We start from the raw sequence: 18,231 nt of genomic DNA, 5'->3' as shown, positions 1-18,231 counted from the left end.
CACCAATCACTCTGACTGATCGGATTAAGATTTGTCCAAGACCAATCGGCTTAAGCGGTGAGACGTCATTCTATATAATCAGCAGGTGTCGGCAGGACGTCTTCGGCGACCCGTAGCACCGATCGCAGCGCTGCCGAGTTGTTGCCCGAACGCCACGCCAAGGCGATGGGGAGAGGCAGTACGTCTCCCGCGATGGGCCGGAATACGACATGTTCCAAGTGGATGTTCTGGGCTGATTCGACGACTATGGCCACACCGACGCCCGCGCCGACGAGCGCGAGCAGGTTGTATGCGTCCGGTGCCTCCTGGCTGATCATCGGCGAGAACCCGGCATCGAGGCACGCATGCACGGCCGCGTCGCGTATGGCAGACCCGCGCGAGGCAGGGAAGGTCACGAATCGTTCCTGGGTTAGCGCCGTCAGGTGGACGCTGACCCGGTCGGCAAGGAGGTGCGTATCCGGCAGGGCGAGGACCAACTGCTCGACCCGCACCACCCGCGCTGAGATGCCACGACGAACCGGAAGTGCGACGAAACCCAGATCGAGCGTGCCGTCGGTAATGCGTCCCAGTGCTTCGCCCGAGTATGTCTGGCCTCGTAAGGCAAGCTCTATCCCCGGCAGTTCGGAGTTGACGGCCCTCGTCAGCAGGGGCAGTGCCGAGTAGGCGCTTGCTCCCGCGAAGCCGACCGTGATGCGGCCGACTTCACCCAGGTTCGCTGCCTGCACCGTGCGACGCGCGACCGAAGCTTCCGCCAGCACCCTACGGGCAGGTTCCAGGAACGACTCGCCCGCCGCAGTCAGATGAACCGACCGGGTACTCCGGTCGAACAACGTGACACCGAGGTCACGTTCTAGCAGCCGAATTTGCTGGCTCAATGGCGACTGAGCCATGTGTAGCCGTGCCGCTGCACGACCGAAGTGCAGCTCTTCGGCGACCGCGACGAATCCAGCTAGGTGACGCAACTCCACGCTGTCACGATTCCAGGCATCCGGCAGACGATCAAATATTGACGGAAAACTCGATCAGCTCGCCAGAGGGACCTTGGGCTCGCCTGCCTGCCTGCGGAAATCCACACTCTCCGTTCAGTACGACCTTGGCAGGCCGAGCACGTGGGTCGACACTTAGTTCATGACCATCTCCTGGCTCACCGGCGCGAGGCGAAGAATGCGTGACTCGCGGAAGTACCGTTCGACGTGGTACTCCCTGGCGTAGACCATGCCGCCGTGAGTCTGGACAGCCCTGATCGGCGGCGGATCCCGCGTCCGCGCACAACCACTTCGCCATGTTCGCCTCCCGCCCGCAGGGCAGCCCCTTGTCGTAGCGCCACGCCGCGTTGCGGGCCATCAATTCTGCCGCATTGAGCCTGGTCACGGCTTCGGCGAAGGGAAACGCGATGCCCTGGTTCTGCCCGAAGAGACGGTCGAACACGACCCGCTCCTTCGCGTACCGCACGGCGCGGCCGATAGCGGCCCGGCCGATGCCCAGCGCTTCGTGCGCGAGCCGGATGCGCTCCGGTTTGAGGCCGTCGAGCAGGCACCGGAACGCCCTGCCCCTCCGCACCAGTGGGCGACCCACTGGCCGCTCTCAGCTGGCTCGCCCGGACGGCCCGGGAGTTCGGCGAGCCGCTACGCGCCGGTCAGGTGGTGCTTTCCGGCGCACTGGTCCGATGTCGCCCGTGGTGTCGGGCGACGAGGTCATCGCGACGACCACCGGTCTGGGCACGGTCGATGCCCGATTCGACGGCTGAGCAACTGCCGGTCCCGGCCAGGCATTTCCCTTGATCACCGCACGCTTGTGCGGTCCCCACGAGGAGACATGGACATGCAGAAGAGGAAGGTCGCGATCATCGGGTGGGGCAACATCGGCACCCACCTGATGATCAAGATCGTGCGGGTGTCCGACACGGTGGAGGTGGGCGCGATGCTGGGCATCGATCCCGGCTCCGACGGGGCTGGCCCGCGCCTCCCGGTTGGGTTGCCCCACCACTGCGGAGGCGTGGATGGGCCGGTGAGGGCGGAGAAGCGGGGCCTCGGTACAAGCGATGCCTAGGTCATGACGAGTCCACCGTCGACAACCAGGTTCTGCCCGGTGATCGAACGAGCCCACGGTGAGGCGAACAGCAGGACGGCGTCGGCGAACTCTTCGGGCGTGGTCACCTTTCGCAGCGGGGTGCTCGCGGCGATCTGGTCGAACACCGCCTGCGGGGTGGCGGCACTGGCGTCGGTGGTCCGCAGCAGCCCACCGGAGACCATGTTCACCGTGACACCCGCTGGGCCGAGATCGACCGCGCAAGTTCGAGTCAACGACAGCAACGCCGCCTTCGCGGCCGTGTAGTCGTGGTAGGCGACCACCGGGTTCTGAAACAGGTTGGTGCCGACGTTGATGATCCGCCCCCATCCGCGGACCCGCATATCGTCGACGGCGGCCTGAATGGTGTTGAGCGAACCGCGGACGCTGCCCTCGAACTGTGCCGCGAACTCACTCCATCCGATCGACTCCGCTGTGGCCCGGGCATCGCCGTTGAACGAGTAATCCCGGAGCGCATTGTTGATCACCGTGGTCACCGGGCTCCCAAAATGCTCCCGCACGGTCGCGAACAACTCCCCGACCTGACCGGCATCTGTGACGTCCGCCCGCACGGCCACAGCACGTTCGGGGCCGAGCTCCGCCACAAGTGCCGCCGCCTCCTCCGCGCTGCGGTAGTAGTTCACCACGACCCGCGCTCCCTGTGCGGCGAAGGCGCGCGACACGGCACGGCCAACCCCGCGGGCACCGCCGGTCACCAGAACAATCTGCTCGTCCAACTCCATGAACCGACCCTCTCACGCCGGCCATCCCCTGCCGGGGACCGGCAGCCAAACGCAACACCATGCCCGCGACAGACCCACTGCTCCCGCGGCTCGCCCATTAGCGGAGTAGGTGACATCGGACCGATACCTGGCCAGGGCATGGTCACCTCCTGACGCCTCGGCCGCGCAGCCCTCCGGCACCGAGGCGTGGCAACAGCGCACGACCGGAACCTCCTCTGACTTCCCGGCCCTTACCGTGACCACGACCCGCACCCTTGGAACAGACGATCCGTGGGTCGTCCCCAAATCCCTGTTCCGCAACACAGGTATCGCCCGATCTCGGCCTGGCCCGGTGCCGCGATCGACACCTGTCACCTGATCTTGCAGCAGTCCCTGATAAGACGGTGGCGGGATGGGTAGTCTTCTCGCGGCTCAAGTGCTCGCCGGCCACTTTCGAGCGCGTTACAGTTTTTGATCGCGACCGGTTCCCGGACTCGCAGCTGACTTGTGTGAGTGCGAGGGGGTCCGACCTCCATGCGCGTCTAGGTAGGATTCCTTGGCAGCCAACACTTTGCGTCGGAACTCGCAGACAAGAGCGCCATTCTGGTTGTAGCCGCGCGTGTCGACGGTGACGATGCCGCGGTCGGACTTGCTAGCGCTCTCCCGCTTCTCCACCACCGTGGTTTCACCATAGATGGTGTCGCCGTGGAAGGTTGGCGCGACGTGCTTGAGGTTCTCGGTCTCGAGGTTCGCGATAGCGAGCGCCGAGACGTCTTCGACGCTCATGCCGAGTAACAGCGAATAGACGTAGGGCCCGACCACGACGTTCTTGCCGAAGTCGGTCGCTCCCTTTGCATAGTGGGCGTCGAGGTGGAGTGGGTGATGGTTCATTGTTAGCAGTGAGAATAGGTGGTCGTCGTACTCGGTGACTGTCTTTCCGGGCCAGTGCCGGTAGATCGCGCCGACCTCAAACTCCTCATAGCTGCGGCCAAACTGCATTGTGTGCTCCTGGTCGTCGTATGGTCGAGAGACGTCAGGACTCCGGAGGCGTCCATAGTTTGCTGCGCTGCATTGCGGCGGCTCTGCCCTTTGCGGAGATCACCAGGGCCATCTTGCGGGAGGCCTCGTCGATCATCTCGTCGCCGAGCATGACCGCGCCGAGCTGGCCGCCCGCCTCTGAGGTGAAGTGGTCGTAGGCGTCGAGGATGTTCTCCGCATGGTCGAAGTCCTCTTGCCTCGGCGAGTAGACCTGGTTGGCAACCTCGACCTGGGAGGGGTGCAGCACCCACTTGCCATCGAAGCCAAGGGCGGCCGACCGGGAGGCGATGCGCGTATAGCCCTCGACATCGCGGATCTACGCGTACGGACCGTCGATCGCCTGCTTGTCGTGGGCGCGGGCTGCCATCAGGATGCTCATCAGCACGTGGTGGTAGGCGTCGCCGACGTCGTAGCCTTGGGGCTGCTCGCCGATGACGAGGGACTTCATGTTGATGCTGGCCATGAAGTCAGCGGGACCGAAGATGATGGTCTCCACTCGTGGAGATGCCGTCGCGATGGCGTTGATGTTGATCAGGCCCAGCGCGTTCTCGATCTGTGCTTCGATGCCGATCCGACCGGCCTCAAGCCCGTGTTCGTTTTCGAGCTGGGTGAGCAGCAGGTCCAGGGCGACCACCTGCTCGGGCGTCTGGACCTTCGGGAGCATGATGCAGTCAAGGTTGGCTCCGGCCCCCTCCACCACCTCGATCACGTCGCGGTAGGTCCAGTGGGTCGTCCAGTCGTTGACCCGGACGACGCGCAGTCGGTCGCCCCAGCCGCCCTCGTTGAGAGCAGCCACGATGTTCTTGCGGGCTTCGGGTTTCGCGAGCGGCGCGCAGGCGTCCTCCAGGTCCAGGAAGACCTGATCGCTCGCCAGGCCCTTGGCCTTCTCGAGGAACCGGGGGTTAGAGCCGGGCACCGCGAGGCACGAGCGGCGCGGCTGGGACCGGCGGGCGGACAGGGATTGTGTCTCGGTCATCGGATCACCCGTCCACGCGCTCGAAGACGGCAGCAAGCCCCTGGCCGCCCCCGATGCACATCGTCTCCAGGCCGTAACGGACCTGGCGGCGGTGCGTCTCGTAAGCGAGTGTGGTCAAGATGCGCATGCCGGTAGCCCCGGCCGGGTGGCCAAGGGAGATCCCCGAGCCGTGAACGTTGAACTTCTCCTCGAGCTCGGATTGGGTGAGTCCCCACTCCTGAATGCAGGCAAGCACTTGGGCGGCAAAGGCCTCGTTGAGCTCGATCAGGTCGATGTCATCAAGCGCCAGGTCCGCGCGCTTGAGAGCCTTCGCCACTGCGGGCACCGGCCCTATCCCCATCACACGGGGCGGGACGCCGGCCACTGCGGATGTGACCACGCGCAGCATCGGCCGCAAGCCAAGCTGGTCAGCACGGTCGCGTGTGGTGACAATGCAAACCGCAGCACCGTCGCTCTGGCCGCAGGCGTTGCCCGGAGTGACGGTCGATGCCGGGTCGACACTGCGTCGCACGGGCTTGAGCCGCTGCAGGTCTTCCATGGTCAGGCCGCGTCGCGGGTGCTCGTCGGTGGTGATGACCTGCTCGGGCGTACGCCGGGTGGCTGGAATGGTCACCGGGACGATCTCGTCGTCGAATACGCCGGCGTCCTGGGCGGCGACGGCCTTCTGCTGGCTCCACAGGGCGAACTCGTCCTGCGCCTCACGGGTCACGCCGTAGTCGATCCGGACGTTCTCGGCGGTCTCGAGCATGCCACCCGGGACCGGGAAGTTGTAGCCGCCGGCGGTCACCCGGCCGCGCCCGATGCGGCTGACCAGCTCGATCGTCTCCTTCTTCGTGCCCTCCTGCGCGCCGAGCAGGTAGTACTCTGCCTGGCTCATCGACTCCGCGCCGCCGGCCACGACGGTGTCGGCCCAGCCCTCACTCACGGTGAGGGCGGCGTACAGCACCGACTGCAATCCGGAGCCACAGCGCCGGTCCAGCTGGATCCCACCGGTAGTCGTTCCTAGACCGGCGTTGAGCGCTGCGACGCGGCCGATGGCCGGCGATTCTCCGTTGGGGTAGCCCTGCCCAAGGACGACGTCATCGACGTCGCCCTCCGAGAGACCGGTGCGCTGCAACAGGCCGGCGATGGCGGCGGTCGCCAGGTCGGCGGCGTCCAGGCCGCGGAACTGTCCTCCGTCCATCCCCACCGGGGTGCGCACCGGGTTGCAGATGACGACGTCGTTGTTCACTTCGCTCCCTCCGGGGCCGCGCTGTGAAGCTCGGCTGCGAGCTCCCGGAGCGCGGCGGCCCTGATCTTCATTCCATTGGCTCCCCTGGTGGTGGGCATCTCGTCGATCACGTGGACGAACTCAGGCACCTTGTAGCGCGCCAGCTTCTCCACGCAGTAACGCCGGACTGCGTCCGCGTCCACCACGGCGCCGGGAACCGCGGTCACGAAACCGATCGCGCGCGTCTCGGCGCCGCCCTCGATTCCAACCACCTTGACCATGCTCACCTCGGGCAGCTGAGCGATCACCGACTCGATCTCGATGGGCTCGACCAGGAATCCTTTGAGCCGCAACGATTCGCCCAGCCGGTACTGGTAGACGAGAGCGCCGTCCTCGCGCAGGTGGCAGAGATCGCCGGTGTGGAACCACCCGTCGTCGTCGACGTTGTGCCTCATCACCGACCCGTCGCAGTCGCCGAGGTAGGCGTCGACCACCGAGTAGCCGCGCACCAATAGCTCGCCGGACTCACCAGCGGGCAGCTCCTCCCCGCTCACCGGATCGACGATGCGCAGCTCCGCCCGGGGTGAAGACGCGCGACCGCCCCCGACCCAGCGGTCTGATGCCCCGTCGTCGCCAAGCCACAGCGTGAGCAGTGCAAATACCTCGCTGGAGCCGTAGATGCTCACGGCGGTGCCGCCGGTTTTCTCCTCGAACCAGCGGGCGACCTGCAGAGACTGGCCATAGAAGTCGCCGAACAGGAAGCGGCGGAAAGCACTGAGGTCCCGGGGATTCCGTTCCCATGCTTCTTTGATACGTAACCCGACGTCGTCGGCCGAGGTCATGTGAGTCACCCGATGGCGCTCCATCAGCTCCACAGCCTGCGGGCCGTCGAACGAGGGCTGCATGACCAGTGCGCCGCCAGCGCACAATGCCGCATAGCCAGGCGAGAAGGTCAGCACTCCCGAGAGGGGAAGCGGCATCAACATCCGCGAGTCGGGACCCAGGTCGGCGGCCACCGCGACCGCGCGCGAGTGGTGGACCACATGGCTGCCCAGGTGGGCCGCCAGCTTGGGCTTGCCGGTCGAGCCCGAAGTCGTGAAAGCCACCGCGAGGTCGTCGGGTGCGTCGTCGAGCGCCCGTAGGTCGAGCGGTGCCGATAGGTCGGCCGGCCGCGGCGCCCAGGCGCCTGCGCCCAGGTCGTAGGTAGAGACCACGTCGGCCGCGGCTGCAGGCAGGCCGGGGCCGGTGATGACGGCCACCGATAGTGCGGCGACACCGGCCTCCTTCAATCCCTCACGCAGCCGGTCACCGAAGGGGAGGTTCCGGAAGTCGTGAGCCACGGCGACGACCACTGGCCGTGCCAGGTCGAGCACGTGCGCGATGTCGCCGACCGCGTAGCGAGTGTTGAGGCCGATCACGTGGGCGCCCAGGCTCGCGGCGGCGAACTGCCAGACGACGATGTCGACCCAATTGGGGAGGTAGACGCAGACGCAGGAACCTTTACGCACACCGAGCCCGCGCAGTTCGTCCCGTAGCCCAACAACGCGGCGCCACAGCTCGCCGTACGACGTCGTCAGCGCCTCGGGAGTGTCGTCAATGACGGCCGGCGCCTCAGGGTCGCGCGAGACGACCTCGGCCAGCATCTGGGCCAGCGTCATGCTGTCTGGTGGAGCGGCGGTCACAGGTCGGTCAGCCCCTTCATCCAGCCGTGCAAAGTGTCTGCGAAATCGCTGACCTCCTCCATCGGGTAGTGACCGATTCCGTCGAGGACGGTCAACTCGGACCGTGGGATGCGATCGGCTGTGCGCGCCACGTCAGCCGGGTCGACCCACAGATCATCAGTGCCTGCGACCAGGTGCACTGGGCAGGCGATCGTGTCGAGGTCAGTGCCGAGGTCGTGCCGCGTCCAACCGATCAGGTCGCTTGTGGAGACCGCTGGGTCCTCGCGGCGGTGCATGAGCGCGATGAGCTCCGCGGTTTCGGTAGAGACGCTCGCCCCCACGACGGCCTTGGTGCCGAAGTAGGTGCGGTCCGCCCGTGACGGGGCGGCGGAATCGACCAATTCCCGCTCCAGGCCGTGCTCCGTCAGCCGAGGGTGCGAATCCCGGTGGCCGTGGGCAGCCATAGCGATGACGCCACGGAGTCGATCGCCCATGCGGGCCGCCAGGTCGAGGCTGATCCGGCCGCCGATGGAGCACCCAACAATGAAGGGCCGGTCCAGGTCGAGGGTGTCGATCACTTCCGCACACCAGGCCGCGTAGGTGCGCAGGTCCCGGACGGGACCTCCAGACGCCGGTTCAGACTTGCCGTGCCCCGGTAGATCTGGCACTACCACTCGGTAGCCGTGGGAGGCGAGTTCGCCCTGGACGTGGCGCCACTGCACGCCGTGCTGTCCAGCCGTATGCAGGAGCAGGACGGGGACGCCCTCGCCCTCCTGCAGGACGAAGGAGCGGCAGCCACCGATGTCGAGATAGTCGGCGCGCATCAGGCGATCCTTCCCGCACGGGCCAGCTCGCGCGCCTGGTCGACGAAGGCGACCAAGGCTGCGGTGAGCCGGAGGTACTCGTAGGCGTTGCCCCGGACCTGGAACTGATCGAGCATTGCCCGTCGAGCGAAGTCGTTGGTCGGGCCGGTGAAGAGGTCAATCCAGTCGTGCTCACTGGCTTCCACCACGAAGGTGGGACCGGCCAGAGTGCGGGAGACTGCCTCGAGCGTCCGGCCGCGGTAAATCCGGAACTGCATCTCCCGGTCGCCATAGCGAATGCCGATCGCGCCATCCCACGTGCTGGTCTCGGTGGTGAACGCGGGATCATCGTCGAGCCGCTCGGCCAAAGCCGAGGCCCAGGCCCGTGTTCCGAATGCGCGACCGACCCGGACACTGTCATCGTCGAGGACAGTTCGGACCGGCACAAGGGATGTGGTCAGTCCTTCTTGGACCAGGGCTCCGCCATCATTCCTAACCCGGACATGCCTTCCGACTACTCCCTGCGAGAGGTCAGGAGTGCGCCGACAACTCGTGATCGTCACCTCGAAGGTCAGCTCGTCACCGTCGCACACCGGCGCCAGGTAACGCCATCTGCCCTCGATGTCCTCCCAGGTGGCTGCCGCGGAGCGGGCAAACGCGGCGGCGACCATCGCACCGTGAACGCGGCCGTCGATGCCGACCGGACCAACCCGGCCAGCCGGCACAGTGACGCGCTCCCCCACGTTGAGATCCTCGAGATGGATCGGCATGGTCGTAGCAACATCAGCGCTCATCGGAGGGCTCCCAGCATGTCGTCAGATATCACCCGGAGTTGGATCTCGTTTGCGCCTTCGAAGATCCGGGTCAGACGGGCGTCGCGCCAGTGCCGCTCGACGGCGAAGTCGGTCGTGTAGCCGGCGCCGCCGTGGATCTGCATGGCGTCGCTGGTTACCCGCTCCGCCATCTCGCTCGCAACGTACTTGGCCATTGCCGCCTCGCGATCGCACCGGCGGCCGGAGTCGATCTCTGTGGCCACGTGGTACATCAGCTGCCGAGAGGCTTCGATGTCGGCTGCCATCCGGGCGAGCTTGAATCGCACGTCCTGGAACTGCGTCAACGGGCCACCGAACTGTCGCCGAGTCTGCGCGTACTCCGTTGCGTCGTCGAGTGCCGCCTGCGCGAGCCCGATGGCCCGCGCCGCGGTGTGCGCCCGGCCGACCTCAAGCCCGCCGAGTGCCAGGTAGAAGCCGCGGCCCTCCTCGCCGAGGAGCATCGACTCCGGCAGCCTCAGTCCATCGAAGGACAACTCCCACGTACTCCACCCGTGGTAACCGATCTTGCGCACCTTGGTACCGCTCACCCCCTCAGGGAACGTCCCTCGCTGCTTGTCGACCAGGAAGGCGCTGATGCCTCGGTGAGGTTTCGCGGGATCCTTCGGCGAAGTACGGGCGAAGAGGACGAGGTAGTCGGCCTGATCGGCGTAGGTGCACCACATCTTGGTGCCGTGCACTACCCACTCGTTTCCCTCTTGCCGGGCTCGACACGAAAGGTTAGCGACGTCTGATCCGGCCTCGGCCTCGGAGAGCGCGAAGGCACCGAGGTATTCCCCGGCTGCCATGCGCGGAAGGAGTTCCTTGCATTGCTGCTGGGTGAACTCCCCGCCCATCCCGTTACCCCGAGCGAGCAGGCTGGCGACGCTGAGCCAGCCCTGTGCCAATTCCTCGGCGACCAGGCAGTACTCGAAGACGCCCTGGCCGAGGCCGCCGTGCTCCTCGGGAATCATCAGCCCGAAGAAGCCGAGCTCTGCCATTTCGTCGCGGAGCGAATCGGGGATGGTGCCCTGTTGCGGGTCGAGTTCGTCGGCCAGCGGGCGAACTCGCTCGCGGGTGAACTGCCGGGCCAGCTCCTGGATCGCCAGGCGTTCCTCGGTGAGGTAGCGCGGCGTATCCGGTCGCGCGGCGGGACGATGCGTCATCGGGGGCTCACCGGCGTCACATCGGCGGTGCTGGATGCACGATGCTCGACCATCTCGTCGAGGGAGTCGAGCCTCCGACGGTAGGTCTCCGGTAACAGGATGCCCGCGACCAGCGTGACCGCGCACAGACCGACGACGTAGATCCCCACCGGCCAGGCAGCGCCACCCACGGCCGACGACAGGCTGACGGAGATGAACGGGGCGAGGCCGCCGAAGAGGACCGCGCCGATCTCGCGGCTGATTGCAGCGCCGCTGAAGCGGGTCGAGGTGGCGAACAGCTCCGACAAGATCACGCCCTGGACGCCGAACATAATGCCGACGCTCCCGCCGTTGGCGAGTGCCAAAGCGATGATCGCCAGCACAGGGTTCCCGTTGCCGGCCAGCCAGAAGAACGGGTAGGCGAACGCTGCGGCCCAGATGGCGCCGCTGATCAGGACCGGGCGACGGCCCCACTTGTCGGATGCGAGGCCGGCGAGCGGCGCGGTGATCATCACCACGAAACCGGCGACGACGAGGCCGGCGGTACCGACTTCTGCTGAGTGGCCAGACTTGCCGAGGAAAGCGAGGGCGTAGACGGAGTAGACGTAGCTGAGGGCCAACGGTGCGGCGACCGTTCCCATCACGAGAAGGACGTTCTTCCACTGGGTGCGCAGCAAGGTGAGGATCGGCAGTTTCGGAGCGGGGGTGGACTCGCCGTGCAGCTCGTGCTGGTGAACCTTCTCCTCGAACTCGGGAGTCTCCTCGAGGCGAATCCGCATCCACAGACCGAGGGCGACGAGCGCGAGGCTGGCCAGGAATGGCAGACGCCAGCCCCACGCCAGGAACTGCTCGTCCGTGGTCAGTGCGGTTGTCAGGAGCATTGCGGCCGAGGAAAGCACCAGACCCGCGTAGGCGCCGCTGGCCGAAATCCCTCCGTAGAGTCCGCGCCGATTCTCGGGTGCGTACTCGACCGCGAAGATCGCCGCTCCGCTGTACTCCGCGCCCGCTCCCGCTCCCTGCAGGAGCCGCATGACAACAAGCATGATCGGGGCTGCGATGCCGATCGAGGCGTAGGACGGGATGAGCGCCATCAGAGTGGTGGAGATGCCCATCAGCACAAGAGTCGCGACCAGAGCGGGCTTGCGGCCCATCTTGTCGCCGATGTGCCCGAAGATCAACGCACCGAACGGCCGGGCGACGAAACCCACTCCGAAGGTGGCGAAAGAGAGGAGCAGCGATGTGGTTGCGTCCTGCGCGGGGAAGAAGACCTGGTTGAACACCAGGGCTGCAGCAGTGCCGTAGAGGAAGTAGTCGTACCACTCCAAGGCAGATCCCATCAGGACGGCGCCGGCGACCCGAGCGAGCGTGCGGCGCTCGGGCTGGGTCGAGGGCGCCGTGACCGGGTTGTGCGCCATGAAAGGACTCCTTGAGTTACAGTCCGCCTTACACGAACGATCGTTCGTACACCGTAGGCTGGCTCGCACCATCCTTCAAGAGGCTTTGACTGGAAGGACCAATCAATGAGCCAGGACGAAGGCGTCGAGGAGCGGCTGCGCCGACTCGAGGACGGGGCCTTCATCGGGTTATCGACGGCCCGAGGCTCGCATGATCTGAAGTCCTTCTTCGCCAGCCTGCAGGCGGGCAGTCTCGGAGCGTGGTGGCACTTTTCCTCCAACGAAACGCTAAGAGTCGACGGCGACAGGGCGTCCGGGCAGACCTGGTTGTTGCAGCCCTGTGTCGTCAACGGGCAGAGCCAGATCGCTGCCGGGCGGTACCTCGACCGCATGGTGCGCTGCCCCGACGGGCGGTGGCGCTTCGAAGAGCGCCGCATTCTGTTCTTCTGGTGGAGCGACGTGGAGCACGGCTGGAACCCTGGCACCTTTGTCTGGCCGCCAGCCGAGGCGGCTGCCGACGAGCCGGAGGTTGGCCGATGAGTGCACTACTCTCAGGGGATATGAACGAACGTTCTGCAACGGCGGCGATGCCCGACAGCCTGTCCCGCAGCGCCAAGCTGAACGGGATCCTCGACGCCGCCCTCACGGCGTTCGCCGAACTCGGCTTCTCCGGTGCCTCGATGCGCACGATCGCCGGCCGCGCCGGCACCAGCCTGTCCAACCTCTACAACTACTTTCCATCCAAGGACGACCTGCTCGTCGCTGTACTCAGAGAGGCAAACGACGCCCTCTTGCGCAGGGTGACTAAGACGGTCAAATCGGCGCGTTCCACCCCGGAGGACCGGTTGCGCGCCGCAGTTCGGGCGTATGTCGGCTTCTCGACCGACCACCAGCTCGCCTCACTCGTAGCCCTCAGCGAGTTCCGCTATCTCGAGGGCGAGCGGCGCAAAGAAGTCATCACTGCTCGCGACTCGACCCAACAGATCTTCGTCGACATCCTGGCCCAGGGAGTCGAGTCCAGCGCCTTTCACACCGCATACCCACGCGAAGCGGCGCGAGCCGTGCTGCTCCTCTGCTCCACCGTCGCGACCTGGTATCAGCCTGGTGGAGCGCTCGCCCCCGAGGCCCTCGCCGAACAACAGGCCGACTTCGCGATCGCCATCGCCAAAGGGTAAGGACTTGCACACGTTCCAAGCCGCCGCCCACCCACTCCTGACGAGGTATCAGGCGGCGTGTTTGGTCCGTCTTGCGGGCTTCGTAGTGGCGAGGAGATTGAGTAGTGCGGCGATTTCGATGAGCGCGGCCGGTTTCGCTGCGTAGTGGTAGTTGCGGCCTTGCTTCCGGACGGCGACAAGTTCTGCGGCTTTGAGAATTTTTACGTGGTAGGACACTGTAGATGCGGTGACGTCGGCGTCGGCGACGAGATCAGTGCAGGAGATCTCGTCGACGGCCGCGATCCGGACGAGCAAGTCCAGCCGCACGGGGTCGCTGAGCGCCTTGAACACGTCGGTTCGGTTCAGCAGGTCATCGCGCATGGCGTCCATCCCCGTCATAATCGCCCGCTCCGGCGCCAACATCGCATCGTGCACTCAGCTTCCTTCCGCAGCATAGTCACAACTATCGAATTATTCTAGCCTGGATGCACTCCCAGTCAGGCTCCCAAGGCGACCAAGGCACCCTGGAAAGGTTGCTAACCCGGACGCTCATACCAACCGTTAATGCCGATATCGCACGGTGATCGTGATCGCCACTCCGGGCCTTGCCCCATCGTTGCTTCTTCCTTGACGGAACCCCGGGTCGATTGTAGAACTAGCGATACTCTTAAAACCATCAAACTAAAGAGGTACTCGATGCATGCGGACGCGCCACCCTCACTAGATCATCCCCGCGTGCGACCGAGCCGATCTGTGGCGCGAACCAACGAAAAAGGTAAGCCGGCTTGCGCTGGTCACGACCATCCATCGAGCTCCACGCCCGCCGGGGCGTGCCTAGAAGGTAGGGCGGCATGCACTCTGGCGTGTTGAGCTCGGGGTTACAACGCGGCGCGGTCGCTTTTGTGCAGGTGCTCGGGCTCGCGGTGTGGTTCTCGATGTCCGCGGTCGTTCCGAGCCTGCAAGGGGACTGGGCAATCTCGGCGGCGGAGGCCGTGTGGCTCACGGGTTCGGTCCAGGTCGGCTTCGTCGCCGGAGCGATCACCTCGACCGCACTGAACCTGGCCGATCGGATCCGGCCCCACCTGCTCCTCGCGGCAAGCGCGACGCTGGCGGCCGCGTGCACGGTGGCGTTGGCCCTGTGGATCCACGGCATGGCGGGTGCGGTGCCACTGCGCTTCCTGACGGGGATGTGCCTGGCGGGGGTGTATCCGGTCGGGATGAAACTGATGGCGTCGTGGGCCGGCCGTTCTGGACGAGGCCTCGCCCTGGGCATTCTGATCGGCGCGCTGACTCTCGGATCGACGCTGCCACACTTGATCTCCGGACTGGGCTCGCTGCCGTGGCGTGATGTTCTGCTCACCGCATCCGGACTCGGACTGCTGGCAGGCCTGGTAGCGCTGACCATGGTGCGCCCCGGCCCGCATCTGGCCGCGTCGGCACCGTCGCACAACCCGCGATACGCGATCATGATGTTCCGCGAGCGGGGTCCGCGCCTGGTGAATCTTGGCTACTTCGGGCACATGTGGGAGCTCTACGCCCTCTGGACGTGGATACCGACGTTCCTGCTAACCAGCAGTGCCGCACCACAACTGCCCGGCTCGGTTGGGATCTTCGTGTTTATCGCGATGGGCATCGCCGGGGTAGCGGGATGCCTGCTCGGCGGTTGGTGCGCGGACCGCTTCGGCCGCTCCCCAGCGGCCGTCACCGCGTTGATCATCAGCGGACTGTGCTGCCTGATCTCCCCACTGGCCTTCGACTCCGGGCCGGCCTTCCTCGTGGTCTTCTGCCTCATCTGGGGGGCATCGGTCATCGCCGACTCCGGTGTGTTCTCGACATCGCTGAGCGAGACGGCCGACCCCCGCTACGTCGGCACCGCACTCACCGCGCAGACCGCCATCGGATTCGCACTCACCGTCATCAGCATCCAATTGGTACCCCTGATAGCCGATTGGGTCAGCTGGCGTTACGCATTCCTCCTGCTGGCACCTGGACCGCTGATCGGCGCACTTGCCATGCGCGCCTTCGGCACCCAGGCCGAAGCTCTGTCCCCTGAGACCGGATCACAGCGCCACCCGTAGGCCTGCCAGGCGACGCCCAGCACCCCGCACGTCACCAGTTCACGGACGAGCGAACACCTTCTGCCGGCAGACCGCCCGGCGGCAAGAACGCGACGCCTCCATCTCGCCGAATCCTGCGGCCTCCGGTCAGCCCCTCGACGCCAAACTCGCGTGCTCGACCAGGTCGAGGGGTGTCGACGATCATGTCCTCCTACCCGCCGACCAGTTGCACGCCCTGCTCGAACTCGCACCACGGATACCGGGCGACATCGGCGAAACAGGTGTCCACCGCAGACGCGCGGCGTGCCCAGATCGTGCTGATCGAGGTCGTTGGGGTCTCACCGGAACTGGAGGCCAGGCGCCACGCCGTGCTCAACGAGTTCGCGGACCTGGTGACCGACGTGTGGCTGGACACCGTCGAGCCCACAACAGTTGCGACGGCTGACGGCGGTGGCGCTCGTCGGAGGGGTCAACCACCTGCTAGTCGACTGGCTGCTCAGCGGAAAGACCCAGCAACCCAGCGATCTCGTGCAGGCCTGCTCGACGCTGTTCGCCGGAGCCCGAAACCAGCTCCTCCGCACACTTACTGAAACCAGCCGACGTCCCGGCAGCCGATCGTCAGCTTTACGTTGTGTCGCCCGCGAAGGGCAGCGCGATGTGGGCGGACCGGATGTGCTGGTCGACCCGTTCGGCGGCGAGGGCTCCGTCGCCGGACTCGATGGCTGCGAAAATGGCGTGGTGATCCGCCCGCAACTGGTCGGCGACGCGCTTCCAGTCCTCGCCGAGCTCCTCCAGTGCACGCAGGATCGGGCGCCGCATCGAGTCGCGGATGGCGATTGTCATGTCCGCCACCAGCCGGTTTCGGCCGGCCTCGGCGATCGCTACATGGAACGCGGTGTCCAGCTCGTTGAACCTGTCCCGGTCCACGTCGCGACTGTCCATCCCGTCCAGTGCCACGCGCATCGCTGCGAGATCGCCCTCACCCGCGTTGTCGGCGGCGAGGGCGGCGCTGGAGCGTTCCAGCATCACTCGTGCCGCTACCACGTCGGGGATCGGGAAGTTCGCCAGCGCCACGTGAAGACGCAGCAGCCGGGTCAGTGCCTCACTGGGCAACGCCGACACGACGGTGCCGGCGTCCTTGCCTGATCCGACCGCGGAGCGCACCACGCCCTGGGCCTCGAGGCTGCGAATCGCCTCTCGCACGGCGGCCCTGCTCACCTGCAGGTGGCTGGCAAGGTCCCGTTCTCCGGGGAGCCGATCGCCGACGCGCAGCCTCCCGGCCAGGATCTGTTCCTCGATCTGATCCACGACCAGCTCGTACGAGCGACTCCGTGCGATCGGCTGCCACGGCATCGTCCCCTGGTCGCCGTTCCCGGACACAACGTGCTCACTCAGCGTGGGCCACCTCCCCCTTGACGCGTGATAGGGCCCACTATACAGTCCGCCGCTGTGGTCAGACCACAGAATGGTCGACCGATTGAGTGATCGTGGACCGACCCGTGGAGACTCGATGTACATTCCCGATCTCGCGCCATTGGGTGACAGCCTCGCCCTGTCGGCGCTGGTGGCGGCACTGCCACTGCTGACGCTCTTCGTCACCTTGGGCCTGCTGCGCTGGAAGGCCCACTGGGCAGGGCTGGCCGCGCTCGCGGTGGCCCTCGGTGTGGCGGTGACCGGCTACGGCATGCCGCTGCACCTGGCCTTGCTGTCGGGCACCCAGGGCGCCGTGTTCGGCCTTTTCCCGATCATGTGGATCGTGCTCAGCGCGATCTGGCTGTACCAGATCACCGTCGTCAGCGGCAGGTTCGAGGACCTGCACGCCACCTTCGACCGGATCCATGGCGACCCACGGGTGCAGGCGATCATCATCGCGTTCTGCTTCGGCGGGCTGCTCGAGGCGCTGGCCGGCTTCGGCGCTCCGGTGGCGATCACCGGGGTGATGCTGATGGCGATCGGCTTCTCCCGGCTGCGCGCTGCGGCCGTGGTGCTGCTCGCGAACACCGCCCCGGTGGCCTTCGGCGCGATCGCCATCCCGATCATCACCGCAGGAAACCTGACCGGGATCCCCTACGAGGAGATCGGCGCGTACGTGGGCCGCCAGACACCACTGCTGGCCGCCGTGGTGCCGCTGCTGCTCGTCTTCGTGGCCGACGGCAGGCGCGGCGTTCGCGAGACGTGGCCGGTCGCACTGACCGTCGGCGTGGTCTTCGGTGTGGCCCAGTTCGTCAGCTCGAACTTCGTCTCGGTGGAACTGACCGACATCATCGCCTCCCTCGCCGGACTGGCAGCCGCGGTGCTCGTGCTCCGGGTGTGGCAGCCGCGCGGCGGATCCGCGGTGCGGGACCGGCTCGCCGCGGACGAGGAGCACGACAGGGCGCCGGGTTCCGACGCCCTTACGAACGGCACCGCTGTCGCGGTCGAGCCCCGGACCGAGGCGCCTGCCGGCACGCTGACCGGTCGCCGGGTGCTGCTCGCGCTGTTCCCTTACCTACTGGTCATCGCGGTATTCTCCGTTGCCAATCTGGTCGGCCCGATCGAGAAGGCCCTGACCGCAAGCGACCTCGCCGTGGCCTGGCCGGGTCTGGGCGATATCGCCGACAGCAGCGCGTACAAGTTCCAATGGCTCTCCTCGCCCGGCACCCTGCTGCTTCTGTGCGGCGTGGTGGTCGCCGCGGTGTATCGCGTGCCCGTCGCCACCGCCGCCGGGGAACTGGTGCGCACCGTGGTCAAACTCCGGTTCGCACTGCTCACCGTGGCCGCGGTGCTGGCGCTGGCATACGTGATGAACCTGGCGGGCATGACGGTCACCATGGGCACCTGGATCGCCGGTGCCGGGGCGGCGTTCGCGTTCCTCTCCCCCGTGCTTGGCTGGCTGGGCACGGCGGTGACCGGGTCCGACACCAGCGCCAACGCGCTGTTCGCCACCCTGCAGCAGACCGCCGCTGTGAACACCGGCCTCGACCCGACCCTGCTGGTGGCCGCGAACACCTCCGGTGGCGTGGTGGGGAAGATGATCAGCCCACAGAACCTCACCATCGCGGCCACCGCGGTCGGCTTGGTGGGCCGCGAATCCGAGATTCTCCGAAAGGTGCTGCTATGGAGCCTGGGACTTCTGGTGGCGCTGTGCCTGCTGGTCGGCCTGCAGTCCACGATCCTGTCCGGGATGCTCCCGTGAGCGGCGGGGCCGGAGGGCGA

Annotated in this window: 17 protein-coding genes and 2 pseudogenes; 5 read left to right on the top strand and 14 right to left on the bottom strand. The window is 66.4% G+C overall.

Annotated elements, in window-relative coordinates:
- Positions 1-65: 65 nt before the first annotated feature.
- Together D0C15_RS18730 and D0C15_RS35750 are read right to left on the bottom strand one after the other, a co-directional pair.
- Entirely contained in the window at positions 66-968 is a 903-nt protein-coding gene (locus tag D0C15_RS18730) for a LysR family transcriptional regulator (RefSeq protein WP_116047127.1), read from the bottom strand.
- Between the two features lie 31 nt (positions 969-999).
- Positions 1,000-1,575 (bottom strand): acyl-CoA dehydrogenase family protein, encoded by a 576-nt coding sequence (locus D0C15_RS35750; protein ID WP_425455404.1) that lies wholly within the window; start codon positions 1,573-1,575, stop codon positions 1,000-1,002.
- A gap of 246 nt (positions 1,576-1,821) precedes the next feature.
- Here D0C15_RS35750 and D0C15_RS18715 point away from each other — a divergent pair, with 246 nt between their 5' ends.
- Positions 1,822-2,049 (top strand): hypothetical protein, encoded by a 228-nt coding sequence (locus tag D0C15_RS18715; protein WP_162830141.1) that lies wholly within the window; start codon positions 1,822-1,824, stop codon positions 2,047-2,049.
- On the opposite strand, the gene D0C15_RS18710 is transcribed toward D0C15_RS18715, so the two are convergent.
- The 9 genes and pseudogenes from D0C15_RS18710 to D0C15_RS18670 form a co-directional block, all read right to left on the bottom strand.
- Positions 2,046-2,810 (bottom strand): 3-oxoacyl-ACP reductase, encoded by a 765-nt coding sequence (locus tag D0C15_RS18710; RefSeq protein ID WP_116047121.1) that lies wholly within the window; start codon positions 2,808-2,810, stop codon positions 2,046-2,048. The two genes, D0C15_RS18715 and D0C15_RS18710, sit on opposite strands and share 4 nt — an antisense overlap.
- 441 nt (positions 2,811-3,251) lie before the next feature.
- Positions 3,252-3,791 (bottom strand): annotated as a pseudogene (locus tag D0C15_RS18705) (MaoC family dehydratase); the annotation flags it as partial.
- Positions 3,792-3,822: 31 nt separating this feature from the next.
- A pseudogene (locus D0C15_RS18700) lies at positions 3,823-4,803 on the bottom strand (HpcH/HpaI aldolase/citrate lyase family protein).
- A 4-nt stretch (positions 4,804-4,807) separates the two neighbouring features.
- Entirely contained in the window at positions 4,808-6,034 is a 1,227-nt protein-coding gene (locus D0C15_RS18695; protein WP_211323254.1) for an acetyl-CoA C-acetyltransferase, read from the bottom strand.
- Positions 6,031-7,671 carry an AMP-binding protein gene (locus tag D0C15_RS18690; protein WP_162830140.1) on the bottom strand — a complete coding sequence of 547 codons (1,641 nt, stop codon included), beginning with the start codon at positions 7,669-7,671 and terminating at the stop codon, positions 6,031-6,033. Before D0C15_RS18690 ends, D0C15_RS18695 begins: the two co-directional genes overlap by 4 nt.
- Before the next feature lie 20 nt (positions 7,672-7,691).
- On the bottom strand, positions 7,692-8,498 hold the full coding sequence (locus D0C15_RS18685) for an alpha/beta fold hydrolase (protein ID WP_116047113.1): 807 nt from the start codon (positions 8,496-8,498) through the stop codon (positions 7,692-7,694).
- Positions 8,498-9,271: a hotdog family protein gene (locus D0C15_RS18680; protein ID WP_162830139.1), complete on the bottom strand. Its 774-nt coding sequence runs from the start codon at positions 9,269-9,271 to the stop codon at positions 8,498-8,500. Before D0C15_RS18680 ends, D0C15_RS18685 begins: the two co-directional genes overlap by 1 nt.
- Positions 9,268-10,452 carry an acyl-CoA dehydrogenase family protein gene (locus D0C15_RS18675; protein ID WP_116047108.1) on the bottom strand — a complete coding sequence of 395 codons (1,185 nt, stop codon included), beginning with the start codon at positions 10,450-10,452 and terminating at the stop codon, positions 9,268-9,270. The genes D0C15_RS18680 and D0C15_RS18675 overlap by 4 nt, the downstream gene beginning before the upstream one ends.
- Positions 10,449-11,846 carry an MFS transporter gene (locus D0C15_RS18670; RefSeq protein WP_162830138.1) on the bottom strand — a complete coding sequence of 466 codons (1,398 nt, stop codon included), beginning with the start codon at positions 11,844-11,846 and terminating at the stop codon, positions 10,449-10,451. The genes D0C15_RS18675 and D0C15_RS18670 overlap by 4 nt, the downstream gene beginning before the upstream one ends.
- 105 nt (positions 11,847-11,951) lie before the next feature.
- On the opposite strand from D0C15_RS18670, the gene D0C15_RS18665 reads away from it, so the two are divergent.
- Complete coding sequence (locus D0C15_RS18665; RefSeq protein WP_116047103.1) at positions 11,952-12,365, top strand: nuclear transport factor 2 family protein; 414 nt, start codon at positions 11,952-11,954, stop codon at positions 12,363-12,365.
- Between the two features lie 20 nt (positions 12,366-12,385).
- A complete protein-coding gene (locus tag D0C15_RS18660; protein ID WP_116047100.1) occupies positions 12,386-13,000 on the top strand; it encodes a TetR-type transcription factor C-terminal domain-containing protein in 615 nt (204 codons plus the stop codon).
- A gap of 48 nt (positions 13,001-13,048) precedes the next feature.
- Here D0C15_RS18660 and D0C15_RS18655 read toward each other — a convergent pair whose 3' ends face one another.
- Positions 13,049-13,414 carry an ArsR/SmtB family transcription factor gene (locus D0C15_RS18655; RefSeq protein ID WP_211323253.1) on the bottom strand — a complete coding sequence of 122 codons (366 nt, stop codon included), beginning with the start codon at positions 13,412-13,414 and terminating at the stop codon, positions 13,049-13,051.
- Positions 13,415-13,830: 416 nt separating this feature from the next.
- On the opposite strand from D0C15_RS18655, the gene D0C15_RS18650 reads away from it, so the two are divergent.
- A complete protein-coding gene (locus D0C15_RS18650) occupies positions 13,831-15,057 on the top strand; it encodes an MFS transporter (RefSeq protein ID WP_211323252.1) in 1,227 nt (408 codons plus the stop codon).
- Between the two features lie 190 nt (positions 15,058-15,247).
- Here D0C15_RS18650 and D0C15_RS18645 read toward each other — a convergent pair whose 3' ends face one another.
- Together D0C15_RS18645 and D0C15_RS18640 are read right to left on the bottom strand one after the other, a co-directional pair.
- On the bottom strand, positions 15,248-15,451 hold the full coding sequence (locus D0C15_RS18645; RefSeq protein ID WP_162830137.1) for a hypothetical protein: 204 nt from the start codon (positions 15,449-15,451) through the stop codon (positions 15,248-15,250).
- Positions 15,452-15,660: 209 nt separating this feature from the next.
- Entirely contained in the window at positions 15,661-16,416 is a 756-nt protein-coding gene (locus D0C15_RS18640; protein WP_245975967.1) for a FadR/GntR family transcriptional regulator, read from the bottom strand.
- Positions 16,417-16,546: 130 nt separating this feature from the next.
- Here D0C15_RS18640 and D0C15_RS18635 point away from each other — a divergent pair, with 130 nt between their 5' ends.
- Positions 16,547-18,211, top strand: a complete 1,665-nt coding sequence (locus tag D0C15_RS18635) for an L-lactate permease (protein ID WP_116047095.1) — start codon at positions 16,547-16,549, stop codon at positions 18,209-18,211.
- Positions 18,212-18,231: the final 20 nt, after the last annotated feature.

This window comes from Amycolatopsis palatopharyngis (assembly GCF_003385185.1).
GTDB lineage: Bacteria > Actinomycetota > Actinomycetes > Mycobacteriales > Pseudonocardiaceae > Amycolatopsis > Amycolatopsis palatopharyngis.
Note: the sequence above shows the minus strand (reverse complement) of the source record. Positions and strands in the feature narration are given on the sequence as shown.